Origin of the sequence: Phycicoccus flavus (assembly GCF_004025965.2) — a bacterium.
Classification (GTDB): domain Bacteria; phylum Actinomycetota; class Actinomycetes; order Actinomycetales; family Dermatophilaceae; genus Phycicoccus; species Phycicoccus flavus.
The window spans coordinates 31,015-45,562 of record NZ_SAYU02000031.1; the positions used below are offsets into that span (position 1 = coordinate 31,015).

A 14,548-nucleotide genomic window follows, 5' to 3' on the forward strand; every position below is an offset into this window, starting at 1 on the left:
CCGTCCCCCTCGTCGTCGGCTGTGCTCCCGTCCCTCCCGACGCCCGGCCAGGGTGCCAGGTTGCACCCCGGCCATGGGGACGCGGGGACCGGTGTCGGTCAGGACGGGTGTCGGCGCGGCTCCGTCGCGGCGCGGCGGCCACGACGCACACTGGGGGACGATGACCGTCGTCGACCGCCTGCTGTCCGCGCTGCCCGGCACCGAGGAGCCCGCCGGGGAGGCGCCGCCGCCCTGGGCTCCGGGGTGGCGCCGGTCGGCGGTCATCGGCGTGGCGACGGGGCTGGTGTCCGCACTCCTCGTCGTCGGTCCGGTGCTGCTGACGTGGCGCGCCGACCCCCTGGGCGGCTCGGCCACGGGCGACGCGCTGGCCGTCGGGTCCTCCCTCTGGCTGCTCGCCGGCGGGGCGCACCTCGTCGCCGGGACGGCGACGCTGGCCTTCACCCCGCTGCTCGCCTTCGGGGTCCTCGTCCTCGTGGCGCGCCTCGGCGCCCGCGAGGCCATGGTCTCGGTGAGCACCGAGGGCGGGATCTGGGGCGGGCTGCTGCCGCGTCCGCTGGCCGCGGCCGTCGGCGCCTGGTGGGGCGGGTACGTCCTCGTCGTGGCCGCCGGCTGGGTCCTCGCCGCCCGCGGCTCCTTCCCGCCGCTGGTGTGGACGCTCGCCCTCCCCGCGGTCCTCGTCCCCCTGCTCGGGACCGGCCTCGCGCTGCGGGCGGTCGCGGCCGACGACCCCGACGTGGTCGGCGCGCGGCTCACCCCGCGGCTGCCCGAGACGGTGCGCCGCGGCGTCGCGGCCGGGGTCGCCGGGGCCTGGGTGCTCGTCGCGGTCGGGGTCCTCGTCGTCCTCGGCGCCGTCGTCCTGGGCTGGCCGGCGGTGGCCGCCGTCGACCACGACCTCGGGTCCTCGGGCGCCGGGACGTGGATGCTCGACGGGGTGCAGGTGGCCGCGCTGCCGAACCTGGCGGTGTGGGTCGTCTCGTTCCTCGCCGGACCCGGCTTCTCCGTCGTCGAGGGCGCCTCGGTGACGTGGAGCGGCGTCGAGAGCGGGCTGCTGCCGCTCGTCCCCGTCCTCGGCGCCCTGCCGCAGCCGCAGGAGTTCCCGGCGGCGGTCGGCGTCGTCGGCGTCCTCGTCCTGGCCGTCGTCGGCGGCTGGGTGGCCCGCCGCTCGCTGGGCTCGGTCGCGCGCCTCTCCCGGGTGCGGACCAAGCTCGCCGTCGCCCTCTCCGCCTGCGCCACGACCGCGGTCCTCGTCGGGCTCCTCGACGCCGTCGGCGGCGGGTCGCTCGGCCAGTTCCGCCTGTCCTCGGTCGGCGCGCCCGCCGCGCACCTGACCCTCGCGCTCTTCCTCACGCTGCTCGTCGGCGCCGTGCCGGTCGTCCTGCGCGACGCGTGGCGGCTGCGGCGGTGACCGGCCCCGACCCGCTGCGGCTCGTCGTCCTCGTCTCCGGGTCCGGCACGAACCTCCAGGCGGTGCTCGACGCCGCCGACGCCCCGGTGCGCGTCGTCGCCGTGGGGGCGGACCGCGACGGCACCGGCGGCCTGGAGCGGGCCGCGGCCCGGGGGCTGCCGACCTTCGTCTGCCGGGTGCCGGACTTCGCCGTCCGCGCCGCCTGGGACGAAGCGCTCGCCCGGCTGGTGCTCGACCACGCGCCCGACCTCGTCGTCTCCGCGGGGTTCATGAGGATCCTCGGCCCGGCGGTGCTGGACGCCGTGCGGGTGGTCAACACCCATCCCGCGCTGCTGCCGAGCTTCCCGGGCGCGCACGCCGTCCGCGACGCCCTGGCGCACGGGGTACGGGTGACCGGTTGCACGTGTCACTGGGTCGACGCCGGCGTCGACACCGGGCCGATCATCGACCAGCGGGCCGTGCGGGTCGAGCCCGGCGACACCGAGGACACGCTGCACGAGCGGATCAAGGTCGCCGAGCGCGAGATGCTCGTCGACGTGCTCACCGCCCTCGCGGAGGACCGGTCGTGGCGCTGACCCCGGCCGAGCTGCCCGCCCGCGCCGTCGAGTTCATGCGCGAGCGCCACCTGGCCCTGTTCACCACCCTGCGGCGCGACGGGAGCCCGCACGTCGTGCCCGTCGGGTTCACCTGGGACGAGGACGCCCTCGTGGCGCGGGTCATCGCCGGACGGTCCAGCGCCAAGGTGCTCCAGGCGCGCGCCGGTCGCCGGGCGGCGCTGGGCCAGGTCGACGGCCGGCGCTGGCTGAGCCTGGAGGGCACGACGCGGGTGCTCGAGGACCCCGACGCCGTCCGCGACGCCGAGGAGCGGTACGCCGCCCGCTACCGGCAGCCGCGCCCGAACCCGCAGCGCGTCGTCGTCGTCCTCGACGTCGACCGGGTGCTCGGCGCGTCCTGGCCCGAGACCTTGCCGCCCTCGCCGTACGCGTCGTCCTGACCCGCCGCCGCCCGGACCGAGCGCCGGGCGGCGGCGGTCACGGTCAGACCGTCCGGCAGACCGGACCCGCGGTCCAGGCCAGCGGCCCGGCGTCCACGGACACGACGCACACCTGGAACGACGGCCGCCGCGTCCCGGACCCGGCGGTCGTGTACCGCGCGGTGCCGGAGGCGTCGGTCGTCACCGTCGGGGTGTCGGAGAACGCGCCGGAGAAGCGCAGGCCGACCCGGGCGCCGGCGACCGGCGTGCCGTACTCGTCGGTGACGGTGACCGTGGCGGTCCCGGCGGCCGACGACTTCGTCACCGACGTCGTGCCCGCCACGAGGGCGGAGACGACGGCCTCGGAGGCCGGGGCCACCGGCTGGGCGTCGATCCGCAGCAGGTCGACCCGCACGGTGTCGGGGCGCAGCTGACCGGCCGTGGAGTCCGTGTCGACCACGCGCACCCACACCGGCCCGCTCGCGGTGCCGAGCGTGAACGAGGAGTCGACCGACCCGGTGAGCGTCGTCACCGGCAGCCACGACGTGCCGCCGTTGCGCGACCACTCCAGGCGCATCCCGGAGTCGGCGTCGCCGCCGTCGAGCACGGTGGCCGCGACCGCGAGGGAGAGCGAGCCGTCCGTCGCGGGGAAGCTCCAGCGGTGCTCCAGGGTGTCGTAGCGGCTGTTGGGCTTGCCGCCGGAGGAGACCTCGTCGACGGCCTGCCCGACGCCGTCGGCGCTGCGGGTGTCGGCCACGGTCCCGGTGACGACGCCGACGACGGCGAGCTCACCGTCGGCGACGGTCCCGGAGGAGGGCGGCGTGCGGTCGACGGTCGCCGGGGCCGAGGGGGCCGAGACGTTGCCGGCGGTGTCGCTCGCGGTGACCCGGTAGACGTTCGTGCCGGCCAGCGGGGCGGTGTCGGTGAAGGACGGGCTCGTCGTCGACGCCAGGGTCGTGAACGGGCCGGCCGCCGTGGAGGCCCGGGCCACCGTGTACCCGGCGAGGTCGGGCTCGGTGTTCGCGGTCCACGACAGGGCGACGACGTCGCCGGAGGCGGTGGCCGTCAGGCCGGTCGGCGCCGCCGGCGGGGTCGTGTCGGCGGTCGTGGCCGGGGTGAAGCGCGCCGTGAGGCCGTAGGTGCCGAGGCTGCCGTAGTCGGTGTAGCCGGTCGGGGGCACGGCCGTGGGCGAGCCCGCGCCGACGCCGTCGACGCTCACGGTGTAGTCGCCCGCGGGCAGGGTCGCCGTGAGGGTGGCGGCGTGCGCGGTCGGGGCGTCCGCCGAGGCGACGACCGCGCCGGAGGAGTCGCGGACGGTGAGGGCGAGGTCGAGGTTGGCCACCGGTGCCGGCGGCGGGGTGGCCGAGACCGTGACCGGCCCGGCGGCGGCGGACAGGGAGAAGACGTCGACGTCGGTGCGGGTCGAGATGCGCCCGGAGACCGTCACGGTCGGGCCGGTGAGCGCGGTGGCCGTGGCCCGGGTGTCGCCGTGGTCGTCGGCGCGCAGGCCGAAGCCGTTGCCGTTGGTCAGCGAGGAGATGATGGCGACGTCGTCGGGACCGTTGTTGTAGTTGGCCGCGGCGTCGTTGTTGTTCGCGCCGGTGTACTCCTGCTGGCTCCACTGGACCGTCGACGGGCTGTACGAGGCGCCCATGATCGGCCCCCACCCGGTCTCGCCGGTGCCGTGGCCGCGGTAGTAGGCGTCGCCGGACGTCGTGCCGTCGTGGGCGAGGAGCAGGGTGTGGCCGACCTCGTGCGTCGCGGCCTCGGCGACCCCGCGCGAGCCGGAGTTGTAGACGAACGCGGGCTCGTCGGTCGGGTCGTCGAAGGCGCCGATGTACGCGTGGCCGCCGCAGCCGCAGGACGCGAAGGTGTCGGAGGTGACGACGACGCGCACGCCCCACCGGGTGTCACCGGTGCCGGAGCGGCGCAGCGCCTCGGTGCCGGGGTCGGCCGTCGTGACGTTGACGTTCCAGGGCGCGAAGTCCTCGGCCACGACGTCGTAGGCGTTGCGCACGACCGCGAGCTCGGTGGCGCTGAAGGTGGTGGGGTCCCCGTCGGTGTCGTACGGCGGGTTCTCGATCGTCTCGACGCCATAGGCGGAGTTCCACGTCGTCCCGGTCGTCGTGTTTCCGTCGAAGTCGAGGTAGATCGTCTTCTCCGCGCCCGGCAGGCTGGAGAGCGAGAAGACCGGGTCGGTGGTCGGCGGCGCGGCCGCGGCGACCGGGGCGGGATCGGGGGCGCCGGCGTCGGCGGCCTCGTCGAAGTACGCGAGCTGGAGGGAGCGGTCGACCTTGAGCGTGCGGTCGGCGAGGAGGGCGGCGCGCAGCTGGGCGCGGCTCATCCCGTTCTCGCGGGCGACGGCGGGCAGCCGGTCCCCGAGCCGGGCGACCGATGCCCGGCCGCCGACGAACGGCTTCTCGGGCGGTGCGGCCGCGGTCGTCGGGGCCGCCAGGGCCAGGGCGAGCGGGGCGAGGGCCAGCGCGGCCAGCACGGTGCCCGGCCGCAGGGGACCGGGGCGCGCGGAACGGTGGCGGGGGGAACGACGGGGCACGGGAAGTCCTCCTGGGACGGTGGCGAGAGGTTCGGATCCTGCCGGTCCGCGGCCTCCGGCGCGCGCCGGAGCGCGCAGAGCCGGACGAACGGACGAGACCGCACGGTCGCTAGGATGCGGGCGACGCCCGGCGCGGGTGGTCGCCGCGGGCGGGTCCCGCGGGACCGACCCCTCGCCGCCGTCGCAGGACCGACGACTGGCGCGGGTGGGTCACCACCGGGAAGTCTGCAGTCGGGGCATCGCCCGCCTGGGTGCCCCGGGACCGACCGCCGACCCTCGTGTCCCCGCACCGCAAGGAGCCCGTCATGTCCGCCGTCTCCGCCCCCGGACCCTCGCAGGACGTCCGTGAGGTACGCCGCGCCCTCGTCTCCGTCTACGACAAGACCGGCCTGCCCGAGCTCGTGCGCGGCCTCCACGAGGCCGGCGTGGCGCTCGTCTCCACCGGCGGCTCCGCCGGCGTCATCGAGTCCCTCGGCCTGCCGGTGACCAAGGTCGAGGACCTCACCGGGTTCCCGGAGTGCCTCGAGGGCCGGGTCAAGACGCTGCACCCGATGGTGCACGCCGGCCTGCTCGCCGACACCCGCAAGCCCGAGCACCTCGCGCAGCTGGCCGACCTCGGCGTCGAGGCCTTCGAGCTCGTCGTCGTCAACCTCTACCCGTTCGCGGCCACCGTCGCCTCGGGCGCGAGCCCCGACGAGTGCGTCGAGCAGATCGACATCGGCGGCCCGTCGATGGTGCGGGCGGCCGCGAAGAACCACCCGAGCGTCGCCGTCGTCACCGACCCGGGGGCCTACGACGCGGTCCTGGAGGCGGTGCGCGGCGGCGGGTTCACCCTCGAGCAGCGACGTCGGCTGGCGGCAGAGGCGTTCGTCCACACCGCCACCTACGACGTCGCGGTCGCGTCCTGGATGGGCAACGCCTACGCCGACACCTCGGAGGGCACCGGTTTCCCGGCCTGGGCCGGCGCGACGTGCGAGCGGGCGGCCGTGCTGCGCTACGGGGAGAACCCGCACCAGCGGGCGGCGCTCTACACCTCCGGCGCCGGGACCGAGCCGGGCCTGGCCCAGGCGCGCCAGCTGCACGGCAAGGAGATGTCGTACAACAACTACGTCGACGCCGACGCCGCCGTGCGCGCCGCCCACGACCAGGGCGACGTGCCCACCGTCGCCGTCGTCAAGCACGCCAACCCGTGCGGCATCGCCGTCGGCTCCGACGTCGCGGACGCGCACCGCAAGGCGCACGCCTGCGACCCGGTGTCGGCCTTCGGCGGGATCGTCGCGGCCAACCGGCCGGTGACCGCGGAGATGGCCGCGACGGTCGCCGACATCTTCACCGAGGTCGTCGTCGCACCGGGGTTCGAGCCCGAGGCGCTGGAGATCCTCACCCGCAAGAAGAACGTCCGGCTGCTGGAGTGCGCGTCCCCGGGGCGCGGCGGGGTCGAGACCCGGCCGGTCAGCGGCGGTCTGCTGGTCCAGGAGCGCGACCTCGTCGACGCGGTGGTCCGCGACGAGGACGGCGCCGTCACCGGGGGGGACGACGCGGCGCACTGGCGCCTGGTCGCCGGCGAGGCCGCCGACGACGCGACCCTGGCCGACCTGCAGCTGGCCTGGCGGGCGGTGCGGGCCGTGAAGTCCAACGCCATCCTCCTGGCCCGCGACGGCGCGTCCGTCGGCATCGGGATGGGGCAGGTCAACCGGGTCGACGCCTGCCACCTCGCCGTGTCACGGGCGGGGAAGGAGCGGGCCCGGGGTGCGGTGGCGGCGTCGGACGCCTTCTTCCCCTTCGCCGACGGGCTGCAGGTGCTCCTCGACGCCGGAGTCCGCGCGGTCGTCGCCCCCGGCGGCTCGATGCGCGACGCCGAGGTCGTCGAGGCCGCCCGCTCCGCCGGCGTCACCCTCTACTTCACCGGCACCCGCCACTTCGCCCACTGACCCCCACCCCCGGCGGACATTTCGGGGTCACCCCGAAATGTCCGCTCGACCGTGGTTCGTAACCGGGGTCTCGGTGACATTTCGGGGTGACCCCGAAATGTCCAGGGGGGTCAGGTGGTGACGCGGTCGCGCTCGGCCTCGACCTTGGGGGCGGTGCGGAGCAGTCGGAGGAAGGTGACGAGGCCGATGCCGCCGACGGCGTTGCCGAGCGCGGCCCACCCGATGGCGACGAGGAGGGTGCCGAGGCCGATCTCGGCGCCGGCGACCATCGCGCCGATCATGAAGATGGCGTCGAGGACACAGTGGAAGAGCTCGGCCCCGACGAGCACGGCGCCGAAGAGGATCGCCGGGACGACCTTGACGCCGAGGTTCTCCGTCGAGTGCTGCATCCGCGTCATGAGCGTGATGACGAGGCCCGCGAGCACGGCGAGCAGGAAGCTGGACAGCGACACCCCGAGCTCGGCGTAGTGCTCGCCGGTCTCGCGGGCGACCTCCTCAAGGTCCGGCTTGGCCAGGAGGATGACGGACACGACGATCGACCCGCCGAGGATGTTCGTCACGAGCGTGACGGCCCACAGCCGCGCCAGGGCCGGCCACGGGCCGCGCTCGGCCACCGCGGCCGTCACGGGCACGAGGAAGTTCTCGGTGAACAGCTCGCTGTGCGCGAGCAGCAGGGCGACGAAGCCGACGGAGAACGCCAGGCCCGCCAGGACCTGGTCGCCCGTCACCTCCTTGACGACGTAGAAGGCGAGGATGCCGACGCCGATGTCGATGCCGCCGAGGGTGCCGGTCGCGAAGAGCTCACGCAGCGGCCGGGTCAACCGCTCGTGGCCCTCCTCGACGAGGCGCTCGAACGCCTCGTCGATCTCCTGGTCCGGCTCCTCCTCGTCGCGTACGCCGTCGGTGTCCCGGTCGATGTTCGTGGCCACAGCCGCACGCTAGCCGCCCGAGCGGAAGATCCGTCCATCGCGTGCCGAGGACGGACACCCCGGGACGTCGGCGGACCTCAGGGGCGGTAGCCGGTGGGGTCCTCGCCGAGGTCGACGATGGCCGCGACCGGCCCGCCGCCGTCGGGGCCCTGGTGGGCCGCCGACACCGAGACGAACACCGCCGGGTCTCCGGTCACGGCGGCCGTCACCCCGCCCACGGCGGCCTTGATCTGGCGGTGCCAGTGCACGTCGGAGTCGTCGAGCATCGCGTTGCGCCGGCCGCGCACGGCACCGTCCTGACTGACCTCGCACTTGAGGAAGAGGTTGACGAGGCGGCCGTCGAGGTCGCTGTGGTGCGGCCGCTCCGGCAGGTCGAGCCCGGCGTCGCGGATGGCGTTCCACAGCCCGTCCTGGTCGAGCGCGTCCTCCATCACCGCGTGCCCGATCCGGTAGCGGCCGCCGACCCCGCGGGCGTTGCCGACGACGACGACCTGCGCCCGGTCGAGCTCGACGCCCGACGAGCACGACGCGACCGAGGAGTACAGCGAGCGGTCCTTGAGCACGTCCTCGTCGCGGGGCATCGCGATCTCGCCCAGGGCGTAGGCGATGCCGAGCGCCGTGCCGCCGTTCGAGACGTCCATCGAGGCCAGCGTGTCCTCGGTGAAGACGTCGTTGCCGCGGGACTTGGCGTCGCGGATGGTGTCGATGGTCAGCAGGGGGGTCTTGGTCTGGACGTAGTGGACGTCCGCGGTGTCGGTGATCCCGGCGCGCTCCATCGCGACCTTGACCGCCTCGGCGACCTTCGTGACCATCGCGACGCGGCCGATGTCCTCGGGCCGGAGCTTCTCGCTCATCGCGAAGCCGACGGACAGGCGCGGCTCGTCGGTCTGCTCGGCCCGGTCGGCCGGCACGGTGGCGAAGACCGTCGCGTGCGGGCTGATGACGCCGTCGGTGCCGCCGGACCAGACGATGGGGATGTCCTTGACCCGCTCGGGGTCGGCGCCCTTTTCGATGAGCAGCTCGCGGAAGGCGCGGTCGGCGATGATGCGGGTGTAGTCGTTGACCCCGCCGTTGCCCTCGGTCTTGCCGATGACGGCGACGACTCGGTCGGCCTCCATGATGCCGGCGTCGATGAGCTTGCCAAGCTCGGAGGCGTCGGAGACGGAGTGCAGGGGGACCTTGCGGACCTCGATGGCGTCGGGCACGGGGATCGTTCCTCTCGGGTGGGGCGGGGTTCGGCCGGGATGCGGGTGCAGGAGTGACGGATCAGGGGGCGGCGGGGTCGGGGTCGCGCTCGACGACGGTGCCGACGCCGCCGTCGACCGCGTCGGTGATGTGCCGCAGCGAGGTGACGACGCCGCGCCGGCCGCCGCCGGCGACGAAGCGCAGGACGGCCTCGACCTTGGGGCCCATCGAGCCGGAGCCGAACTCGCCCGCGTCGGCCAGGGCCCGCAGCCCGGCGACGTCCACCCGGCCGAGGGCGCGCTCGTCGTCGGTGCCGTAGCCGGTGGAGACGTGGTCGACGTCGGTGGCGATGACGAGGACGTCGGCGCCGAGCTCGCGGGCGAGCAGGGCGGCGGTGAGGTCCTTGTCGACGACGGCCTCGACGCCGCGCAGGGTGCCGTCGTCGTCGCGCACCACGGGGATGCCGCCGCCGCCGGCGGCGACGACGACGTGCCCGGCGTCGAGCAGCGCGCGGGCGGCCGCGACGTCTAGCAGCTCGCGCGGCTCGGGGCTGGCGACGAGCCGCCGCCACCCCTTCTCGCCGCGGTCCTCCCAGACCTGGCCGTGCTCGACCATCCGCTGCGCGTCCTCGCGCCCGAGGTAGCGGCCCACCGGCTTGGTCGGGTCGGTGAAGCCCGGGTCGTCCGCGTCCACGAGCACCCGGCTGACGAGGGCGGCCACCGGCCGGGCGGCACCGAGCCGGGCCAGGGCGACGTCGAGCGCGTCGAGGATGGTGAAGCCGAGCGTCCCTTGCGTCTGGGCGCCGCACCAGTCCAGCGGCACCGGCGGGACGACGTGCGCGGCGAGCTCGTTCTTCACGAGCAGGTTGCCGACCTGGGGTCCGTTGCCGTGCGTGACGACGAGCTCGTGGCCGGCGGCGACGAGCCGGGCGGCGGCCGCCATCGCGTCCGTCACGGCGGTGATCTGCGCGTCCGGGGTGGCGCTGCCGTCCGGTCCGGTCATCGCGTTGCCGCCGAGGGCGAGCAGGACCCGCATCGTCACCCCGTTTCTCGCCTCGTCCCGGGCCGGGTGCCCGGAGCTCGACCCTACGGAGGCCGTGCGCGCGACCGCCTTGTCAGGTTCTGCCAGGCGGTGGCGTCCCGGCCCGCAGGCGGACACCATCACGGCTCGGACACGCCTCGGGTGCGCCCCTGCACGGATCACGGCACGCTGGCCTAGGCTGTCGTCCCGCCAGGAAAGGCCCCGGGGTTCCGCCGCGGGGCGCCGACCCCGCGCATCGCACGGACCGGCCGCTCCCCACGGGGCGGTGCCCCCTCCCAGCAGGAGAGCCGATGACCGACACCTCCGCGGCCCAGGTGTCCGCCCCCGCCGCGCACGCCGAGCGCGACCCGGGGCCCCGCCCTCCGCGCCGGAAGTCCTCGTCCGGGCCGAACCCGTGGCTCGTCCGGGCCCTCGTCCTGGTCGGGACCATCGCGGTCTGGTGGCTCGTCGCGAGCCTCGGCCTCGTCAACCCCGTCTACCTGCCCTCGCCGGGGGCGGTGTGGGACGCCTTCGTCCAGGCGAACCGGACCCACCCCATCGCGCCGGGCGTGGACCGGATGATCCGGGGCGAGTACAACTACTACCTCTGGGAGCACCTGCTCGCCAGCCTCCAGCGGATCGGCATCGGCGTCGGCGCCGGCATCCTCGTCGGGGTCCCGCTCGGGCTCGTCATGGCCACCGTCCGGTGGGTCGGCATCGTCGTCGAGCCCTACGTCAACTTCCTGCGCGCGCTGCCGCCGCTCGGCTACATCGGCCTCCTCATCGCCTGGTTCGGCATCGGCGACGTGTCGAAGTACTGGCTGCTCTTCCTCGCGGCGTTCCCGCCCATCACCCTGGCGACCATCGGCGGGGTCCGCGGGGTGCGCGAGGACATGGTCAACGCCGTCTACACCCTCGGCGCCAACCGCCGCCAGGCGCTGACGACGGTCATGTTCCCCGCGACCCTGCCACAGGTCATCACCGGCATCCGGGTCGCCACCGGCTTCGCGTGGACCACGGTCGTCGCGGCCGAGCTCAACAACGGCATCCCCGGCATCGGCGGCCTCGCCTACCAGGCCGGGACCGAGCTGAAGACGCCCATCACCATCGCCTGCATCATCGTCATCGGGGTCACGGCCCTCGCCCTCGACGCGCTCATCAAGCTCGTCGAGCGCACCGTCGCACCGTGGCACGGCAAGGCCTGACCCCACCACACCGAGAAGAGAGAACGACATGACGCGACGCACCACCACCTTCGCCGCCGGCGCCGCCGCGGCCGCTGCCCTGCTGGGCCTCGGCGGCTGCGTGGAGTCGGGGCGGTCCGCGACGGGGTCGGCCGGCGACTCCTCCGGCTCCGCGCAGGCCTGCCCCTGGGAGGCCGACGACTCGGTCACGGCGACCGCCCGGATCGGCTACCAGAAGGTCCCCAACGGCGACCTCGTCGTCAAGGACCTCGGCCTGCTCGAGGCCTGCATGCCGAACGCCAAGGTCACCTGGACCAACTTCGCCTCCGGCGGCGACGTCGTCCAGGCCTACGCCGGCAAGAGCATCGACCTCGGGCTCATGGGGTCCTCGCCGGCGACCAAGACCCTCTCCGCGCCGCTCAACCTGCCGCTCAAGGTCGTCTGGATCTACGACGTCATCGGCGCCGCCGAGTCGCTCGTCGTCCGCGACAAGGGGATCACCGACCTCCAGGGGCTGAAGGGCAAGACGATCGCGACGCCGTTCGGCTCCACGGCGCACTACTCCCTGCTCCAGGCGCTCCAGGACGCGGGCATGGACCCCAACTCCGACGTCAAGCTCATCAACCTCGAGCCGGACAAGATGCCCGCCGCCTGGCAGGGCAAGCAGATCGACGCGGCCTGGGTCTGGGACCCGACCCTCACCGAGCTGAAGAAGACGGGCACGACGATCCTCAGCAGCGCCGACACCGCGAAGGCCGGCAAGCCGACCTTCGACGTCGGGACCGCGACGAGCGACTTCGTCGAGAAGAACCCGGAGTTCATGGTGCAGTGGGCGAAGGCCCAGGACTACGCCGTGAAGATGATCTCCGACGAGCCGGGCAAGGCCGCCGAGTCCATCGCCGTCGAGCTCGGCATCCCGCCGGCCGAGGTCGAGAAGCAGTTCGCCGGGTACGAGTTCCTGCCCGCCTCCGAGCAGGCCGGTGCGGACTACCTCGGCGGCAAGATGGGCAAGGACCTGGCCCAGACGGCGAAGTTCCTCCTCAGCCAGGGCGGCATCGACAAGGTCGCCCCCGAGGCCACCTACGCCGACGGGGTCGACCCCACGCCCGCCGAGGACGCGTCGAAGTGAGGCACGACCGGGACGTCCGCATCGACGGCCTGGCGCACACGTTCGACACCGGTGACGGCGAGGGCGTGCGTGCCCTCGACACCATCGACCTGACGATCGAGCCGGGGCAGTTCGTCTGTCTCGCCGGGCCCTCGGGCTGCGGCAAGACGACGCTGCTCCGGCTCGTCGCCGGCTTCATGGAGCCGTCCGAGGGCGAGGTGCGCGTCGGCGGCGACCTCGTGACGAAGCCGTCCGCCGAGCGGGGCGTCGTCTTCCAGCAGCCGATGCTCTACCCGTGGATGACGGTGCGCGACAACGTCGAGCTCGGGCCGAAGCTGCGCGGGGTCAAGGCCGCCGACCGGCGCGAGACCGCCCAGCGCTTCCTCGACATGGTCGGGCTGTCGGACTTCGCCGAGCGCCGCCCCTACGAGCTCTCCGGCGGCATGCAGCAGCGCTGCCAGATCGCCCGGGTCCTGACCAACGAGCCGGACATCATCCTCATGGACGAGCCGTTCGGGGCCCTGGACGCCCTGACCCGCGAGCGCCTGCAGGACGAGCTGCTCGAGATCTGGCGGGCCACCGGCAGCACGGTCCTGTTCATCACCCACAGCGTCGACGAGGCTGTCTTCCTCGGCACCCGCGTCATGGTGATGAGCCCGCGGCCGGGGCGGATCGTCCTCGACGAGCGGGCCGTGTTCTCGACGCCGGAGAAGAACCTCGACGCCGACGAGATCCGCGCCCTGCCGGCGTACGCCGAGCTCGTCGACCGGGTCCGGCACGCCATCCACCAGACCGAGCCGAGCCCCTCCCGCTGACCCCGCCCCCGGGATTTCTCCCCGAACGTGTGTGAACACGCCGCGAATCCGCGGCGTGTTCACACACGTTCGGGGGGAGGGGCGGGGTCAGGCGCCGCCGTCGACCTGCTGGGCGGTGCGCGGGTCCGGGGCGCCGTCGGCCTCGTCGAGCCAGGCCCGTACCGCGGCACCGTGCTCGTCGAGCCCGGGCGGTGGCAGGTGCGTCTCGCGGCCGCCGGCGTAGGCGTTGTCGTCGAACCGGATCGGCGGGCCGGGGAGCTCGATCCGCCCGAGGACCGGGTGCTCGACGTCGACGACCAGGCCCTGGCTGCGGGTCTGCTCCCAGTCGTAGACCTCGTCGATGCCGCGCACCTTGCCCGCCGGGATGCCGACCTCGGCGAGCCGGGCCAGCAGGTCGGCGGCGGCCCAGGTGCCGAAGGCGGCGTCGACGACCTCGACGAGGTGCTCGCGGTTCGCCACCCGCAGCGCGTTCGTCGCCAGCCGCGGGTCCTCGGGGTCGATGCCGAACGCGTCCGTGAAGCGCACCCACAGCCCCTGTGAGCCGACGGCCACCTGCACCGGCCCGTCGGCGGCGTGGAACAGCCCGTAGGGCGCGAGCGCCGGGTGGTGGTTGCCCTGGGCCCGCCCGACCTGTCCCGCGACGGTGTACGCCGTGCCCTGGAAGGCGTGCACGCCGACGACGGACGCGAGCAGTGAGGTCCGCACGACCCGCCCGCGGCCGGTGACCTCGCGCTCGCGCAGTGCCGCCGTGACGCCGAGGGCGCCGTGCAGGCCGCCGAGCAGGTCGCCGATCGGCACCCCGACCCGCTGCGGCTCGTCCGGGCCGGGCCCGGTGACGGACATCAGCCCGGCCTCGCCCTGGGCGATCTGGTCGTAGCCGGGGCGCCCGCCCTCGGGGCCGTCGTGGCCGAAGCCGCTGATCGAGAGCACGACGAGCCCCGGGTTGAGGGTGTGCAGCCGGGCGACGTCGAACCCGAGCCGGTCCAGGACGCCGGGACGGAAGTTCTCGACGAGGACGTCCGCGTGCCGCACCAGCCGGGTGAGCGTCTCGCGACCGTCGTCGGACTTCAGGTCCAGGACGATCGACTCCTTGTTGCGGTTGCAGGACAGGAAGTACGTCGAGACGGGGTCGTCGTCGGGGCCGACGAACGGGGGTCCCCAGCCGCGGGTGTCGTCGCCGGTCGGGGACTCGACCTTGACGACGCGGGCGCCGAGGTCGGCGAGCAGCATCGCCGCGTGCGGACCCGCGAGGGCGCGGGAGAGGTCGACGACGGTGATGCCGTCCAGCGGTCCGGGCACGGGCGTGCTCCTGTCGGCGGGCTCGGGATGGTCGCGGTCAACCTAGCCGCTGCCGCCCCGTGCCCCCACCGGCGACCGGGGCCGGTGGGCGGTCCGCCGACCTGGCAGGTTCTGCCAGCCGTCCGCCCCGGTCGATGACAGTTGA

At 74.5% G+C, this 14,548-nt stretch carries 12 protein-coding genes and 1 riboswitch; of the genes, 7 read left to right on the forward strand and 5 right to left on the reverse strand.

Translation table 11 applies throughout. The annotated features are described in order from the left end of the window. The first annotated feature begins 160 nt into the window (after positions 1 to 160). Genes EPD83_RS10775 through EPD83_RS10785 form a run of 3 tightly spaced genes read left to right on the forward strand, consistent with a single transcriptional unit; the run spans position 161 to position 2,399 of the window. The gene (locus EPD83_RS10775) at positions 161 to 1,405 is read left to right on the forward strand and encodes a cell division protein PerM (protein ID WP_165566577.1); all 1,245 of its coding nucleotides are present in this window, start codon (positions 161 to 163) and stop codon (positions 1,403 to 1,405) included. After that, positions 1,402 to 1,980, forward strand: a complete 579-nt coding sequence (gene purN, locus EPD83_RS10780; protein ID WP_235950511.1) for a phosphoribosylglycinamide formyltransferase — start codon at positions 1,402 to 1,404, stop codon at positions 1,978 to 1,980. The genes EPD83_RS10775 and purN overlap by 4 nt, the downstream gene beginning before the upstream one ends. Beyond that, complete coding sequence (locus EPD83_RS10785) at positions 1,971 to 2,399, forward strand: pyridoxamine 5'-phosphate oxidase family protein (RefSeq protein WP_165566579.1); 429 nt, start codon at positions 1,971 to 1,973, stop codon at positions 2,397 to 2,399. Before purN ends, EPD83_RS10785 begins: the two co-directional genes overlap by 10 nt. Positions 2,400 to 2,442: 43 nt before the next feature. Here EPD83_RS10785 and EPD83_RS10790 read toward each other — a convergent pair whose 3' ends face one another. Next, positions 2,443 to 4,932 carry a hypothetical protein gene (locus EPD83_RS10790; RefSeq protein ID WP_165566580.1) on the reverse strand — a complete coding sequence of 830 codons (2,490 nt, stop codon included), beginning with the start codon at positions 4,930 to 4,932 and terminating at the stop codon, positions 2,443 to 2,445. Between the two features lie 182 nt (positions 4,933 to 5,114). Further along, positions 5,115 to 5,192: riboswitch (ZMP/ZTP riboswitch) on the forward strand. Positions 5,193 to 5,237: 45 nt separating this feature from the next. Between EPD83_RS10790 and purH the strand changes: the two genes are divergently transcribed. Continuing rightward, positions 5,238 to 6,863 carry a bifunctional phosphoribosylaminoimidazolecarboxamide formyltransferase/IMP cyclohydrolase gene (gene purH, locus EPD83_RS10795; protein WP_165566581.1) on the forward strand — a complete coding sequence of 542 codons (1,626 nt, stop codon included), beginning with the start codon at positions 5,238 to 5,240 and terminating at the stop codon, positions 6,861 to 6,863. 110 nt (positions 6,864 to 6,973) lie between these two features. Here purH and EPD83_RS10800 read toward each other — a convergent pair whose 3' ends face one another. The 3 genes from EPD83_RS10800 to EPD83_RS10810 all read right to left on the reverse strand — a co-directional run bounded on the left by EPD83_RS10800 (position 6,974) and on the right by EPD83_RS10810 (position 10,012). Further along, positions 6,974 to 7,792: a formate/nitrite transporter family protein gene (locus tag EPD83_RS10800; protein WP_128367450.1), complete on the reverse strand. Its 819-nt coding sequence runs from the start codon at positions 7,790 to 7,792 to the stop codon at positions 6,974 to 6,976. A gap of 77 nt (positions 7,793 to 7,869) precedes the next feature. Next, entirely contained in the window at positions 7,870 to 8,997 is a 1,128-nt protein-coding gene (gene bar / locus EPD83_RS10805) for a barbiturase (RefSeq protein WP_128367451.1), read from the reverse strand. 61 nt (positions 8,998 to 9,058) lie between these two features. Continuing rightward, entirely contained in the window at positions 9,059 to 10,012 is a 954-nt protein-coding gene (locus EPD83_RS10810; RefSeq protein ID WP_165566582.1) for a carbamate kinase, read from the reverse strand. A gap of 296 nt (positions 10,013 to 10,308) precedes the next feature. Here EPD83_RS10810 and EPD83_RS10815 point away from each other — a divergent pair, with 296 nt between their 5' ends. Genes EPD83_RS10815 through EPD83_RS10825 form a run of 3 tightly spaced genes read left to right on the forward strand, consistent with a single transcriptional unit; the run spans position 10,309 to position 13,104 of the window. Further along, positions 10,309 to 11,202, forward strand: coding sequence for an ABC transporter permease (locus EPD83_RS10815; RefSeq protein ID WP_128366768.1), 894 nt, complete (start codon positions 10,309 to 10,311; stop codon positions 11,200 to 11,202). A gap of 28 nt (positions 11,203 to 11,230) precedes the next feature. After that, entirely contained in the window at positions 11,231 to 12,310 is a 1,080-nt protein-coding gene (locus EPD83_RS10820; RefSeq protein ID WP_128366769.1) for a taurine ABC transporter substrate-binding protein, read from the forward strand. Next, a complete protein-coding gene (locus tag EPD83_RS10825) occupies positions 12,307 to 13,104 on the forward strand; it encodes an ABC transporter ATP-binding protein (RefSeq protein WP_128366770.1) in 798 nt (265 codons plus the stop codon). Before EPD83_RS10820 ends, EPD83_RS10825 begins: the two co-directional genes overlap by 4 nt. 87 nt (positions 13,105 to 13,191) lie before the next feature. Here EPD83_RS10825 and EPD83_RS10830 read toward each other — a convergent pair whose 3' ends face one another. Further along, positions 13,192 to 14,403, reverse strand: a complete 1,212-nt coding sequence (locus tag EPD83_RS10830) for a CaiB/BaiF CoA transferase family protein (protein ID WP_128366771.1) — start codon at positions 14,401 to 14,403, stop codon at positions 13,192 to 13,194. Positions 14,404 to 14,548: the final 145 nt, after the last annotated feature.

Excerpts from the sequence above, each read along its gene's own strand:
- EPD83_RS10820 (WP_128366769.1), top strand. The coding sequence starts at position 11,231 with ATGACGCGACGCACCACCACCTTCGCCGCCGGCGCCGCCGCGGCCGCT.
- EPD83_RS10815 (WP_128366768.1), top strand. The coding sequence starts at position 10,309 with ATGACCGACACCTCCGCGGCCCAGGTGTCCGCCCCCGCCGCGCACGCC.
- EPD83_RS10810 (WP_165566582.1), bottom strand. The coding sequence starts at position 10,012 with ATGCGGGTCCTGCTCGCCCTCGGCGGCAACGCGATGACCGGACCGGAC.
- purH (WP_165566581.1), top strand. The coding sequence starts at position 5,238 with ATGTCCGCCGTCTCCGCCCCCGGACCCTCGCAGGACGTCCGTGAGGTA.
- EPD83_RS10775 (WP_165566577.1), top strand. The coding sequence starts at position 161 with ATGACCGTCGTCGACCGCCTGCTGTCCGCGCTGCCCGGCACCGAGGAG.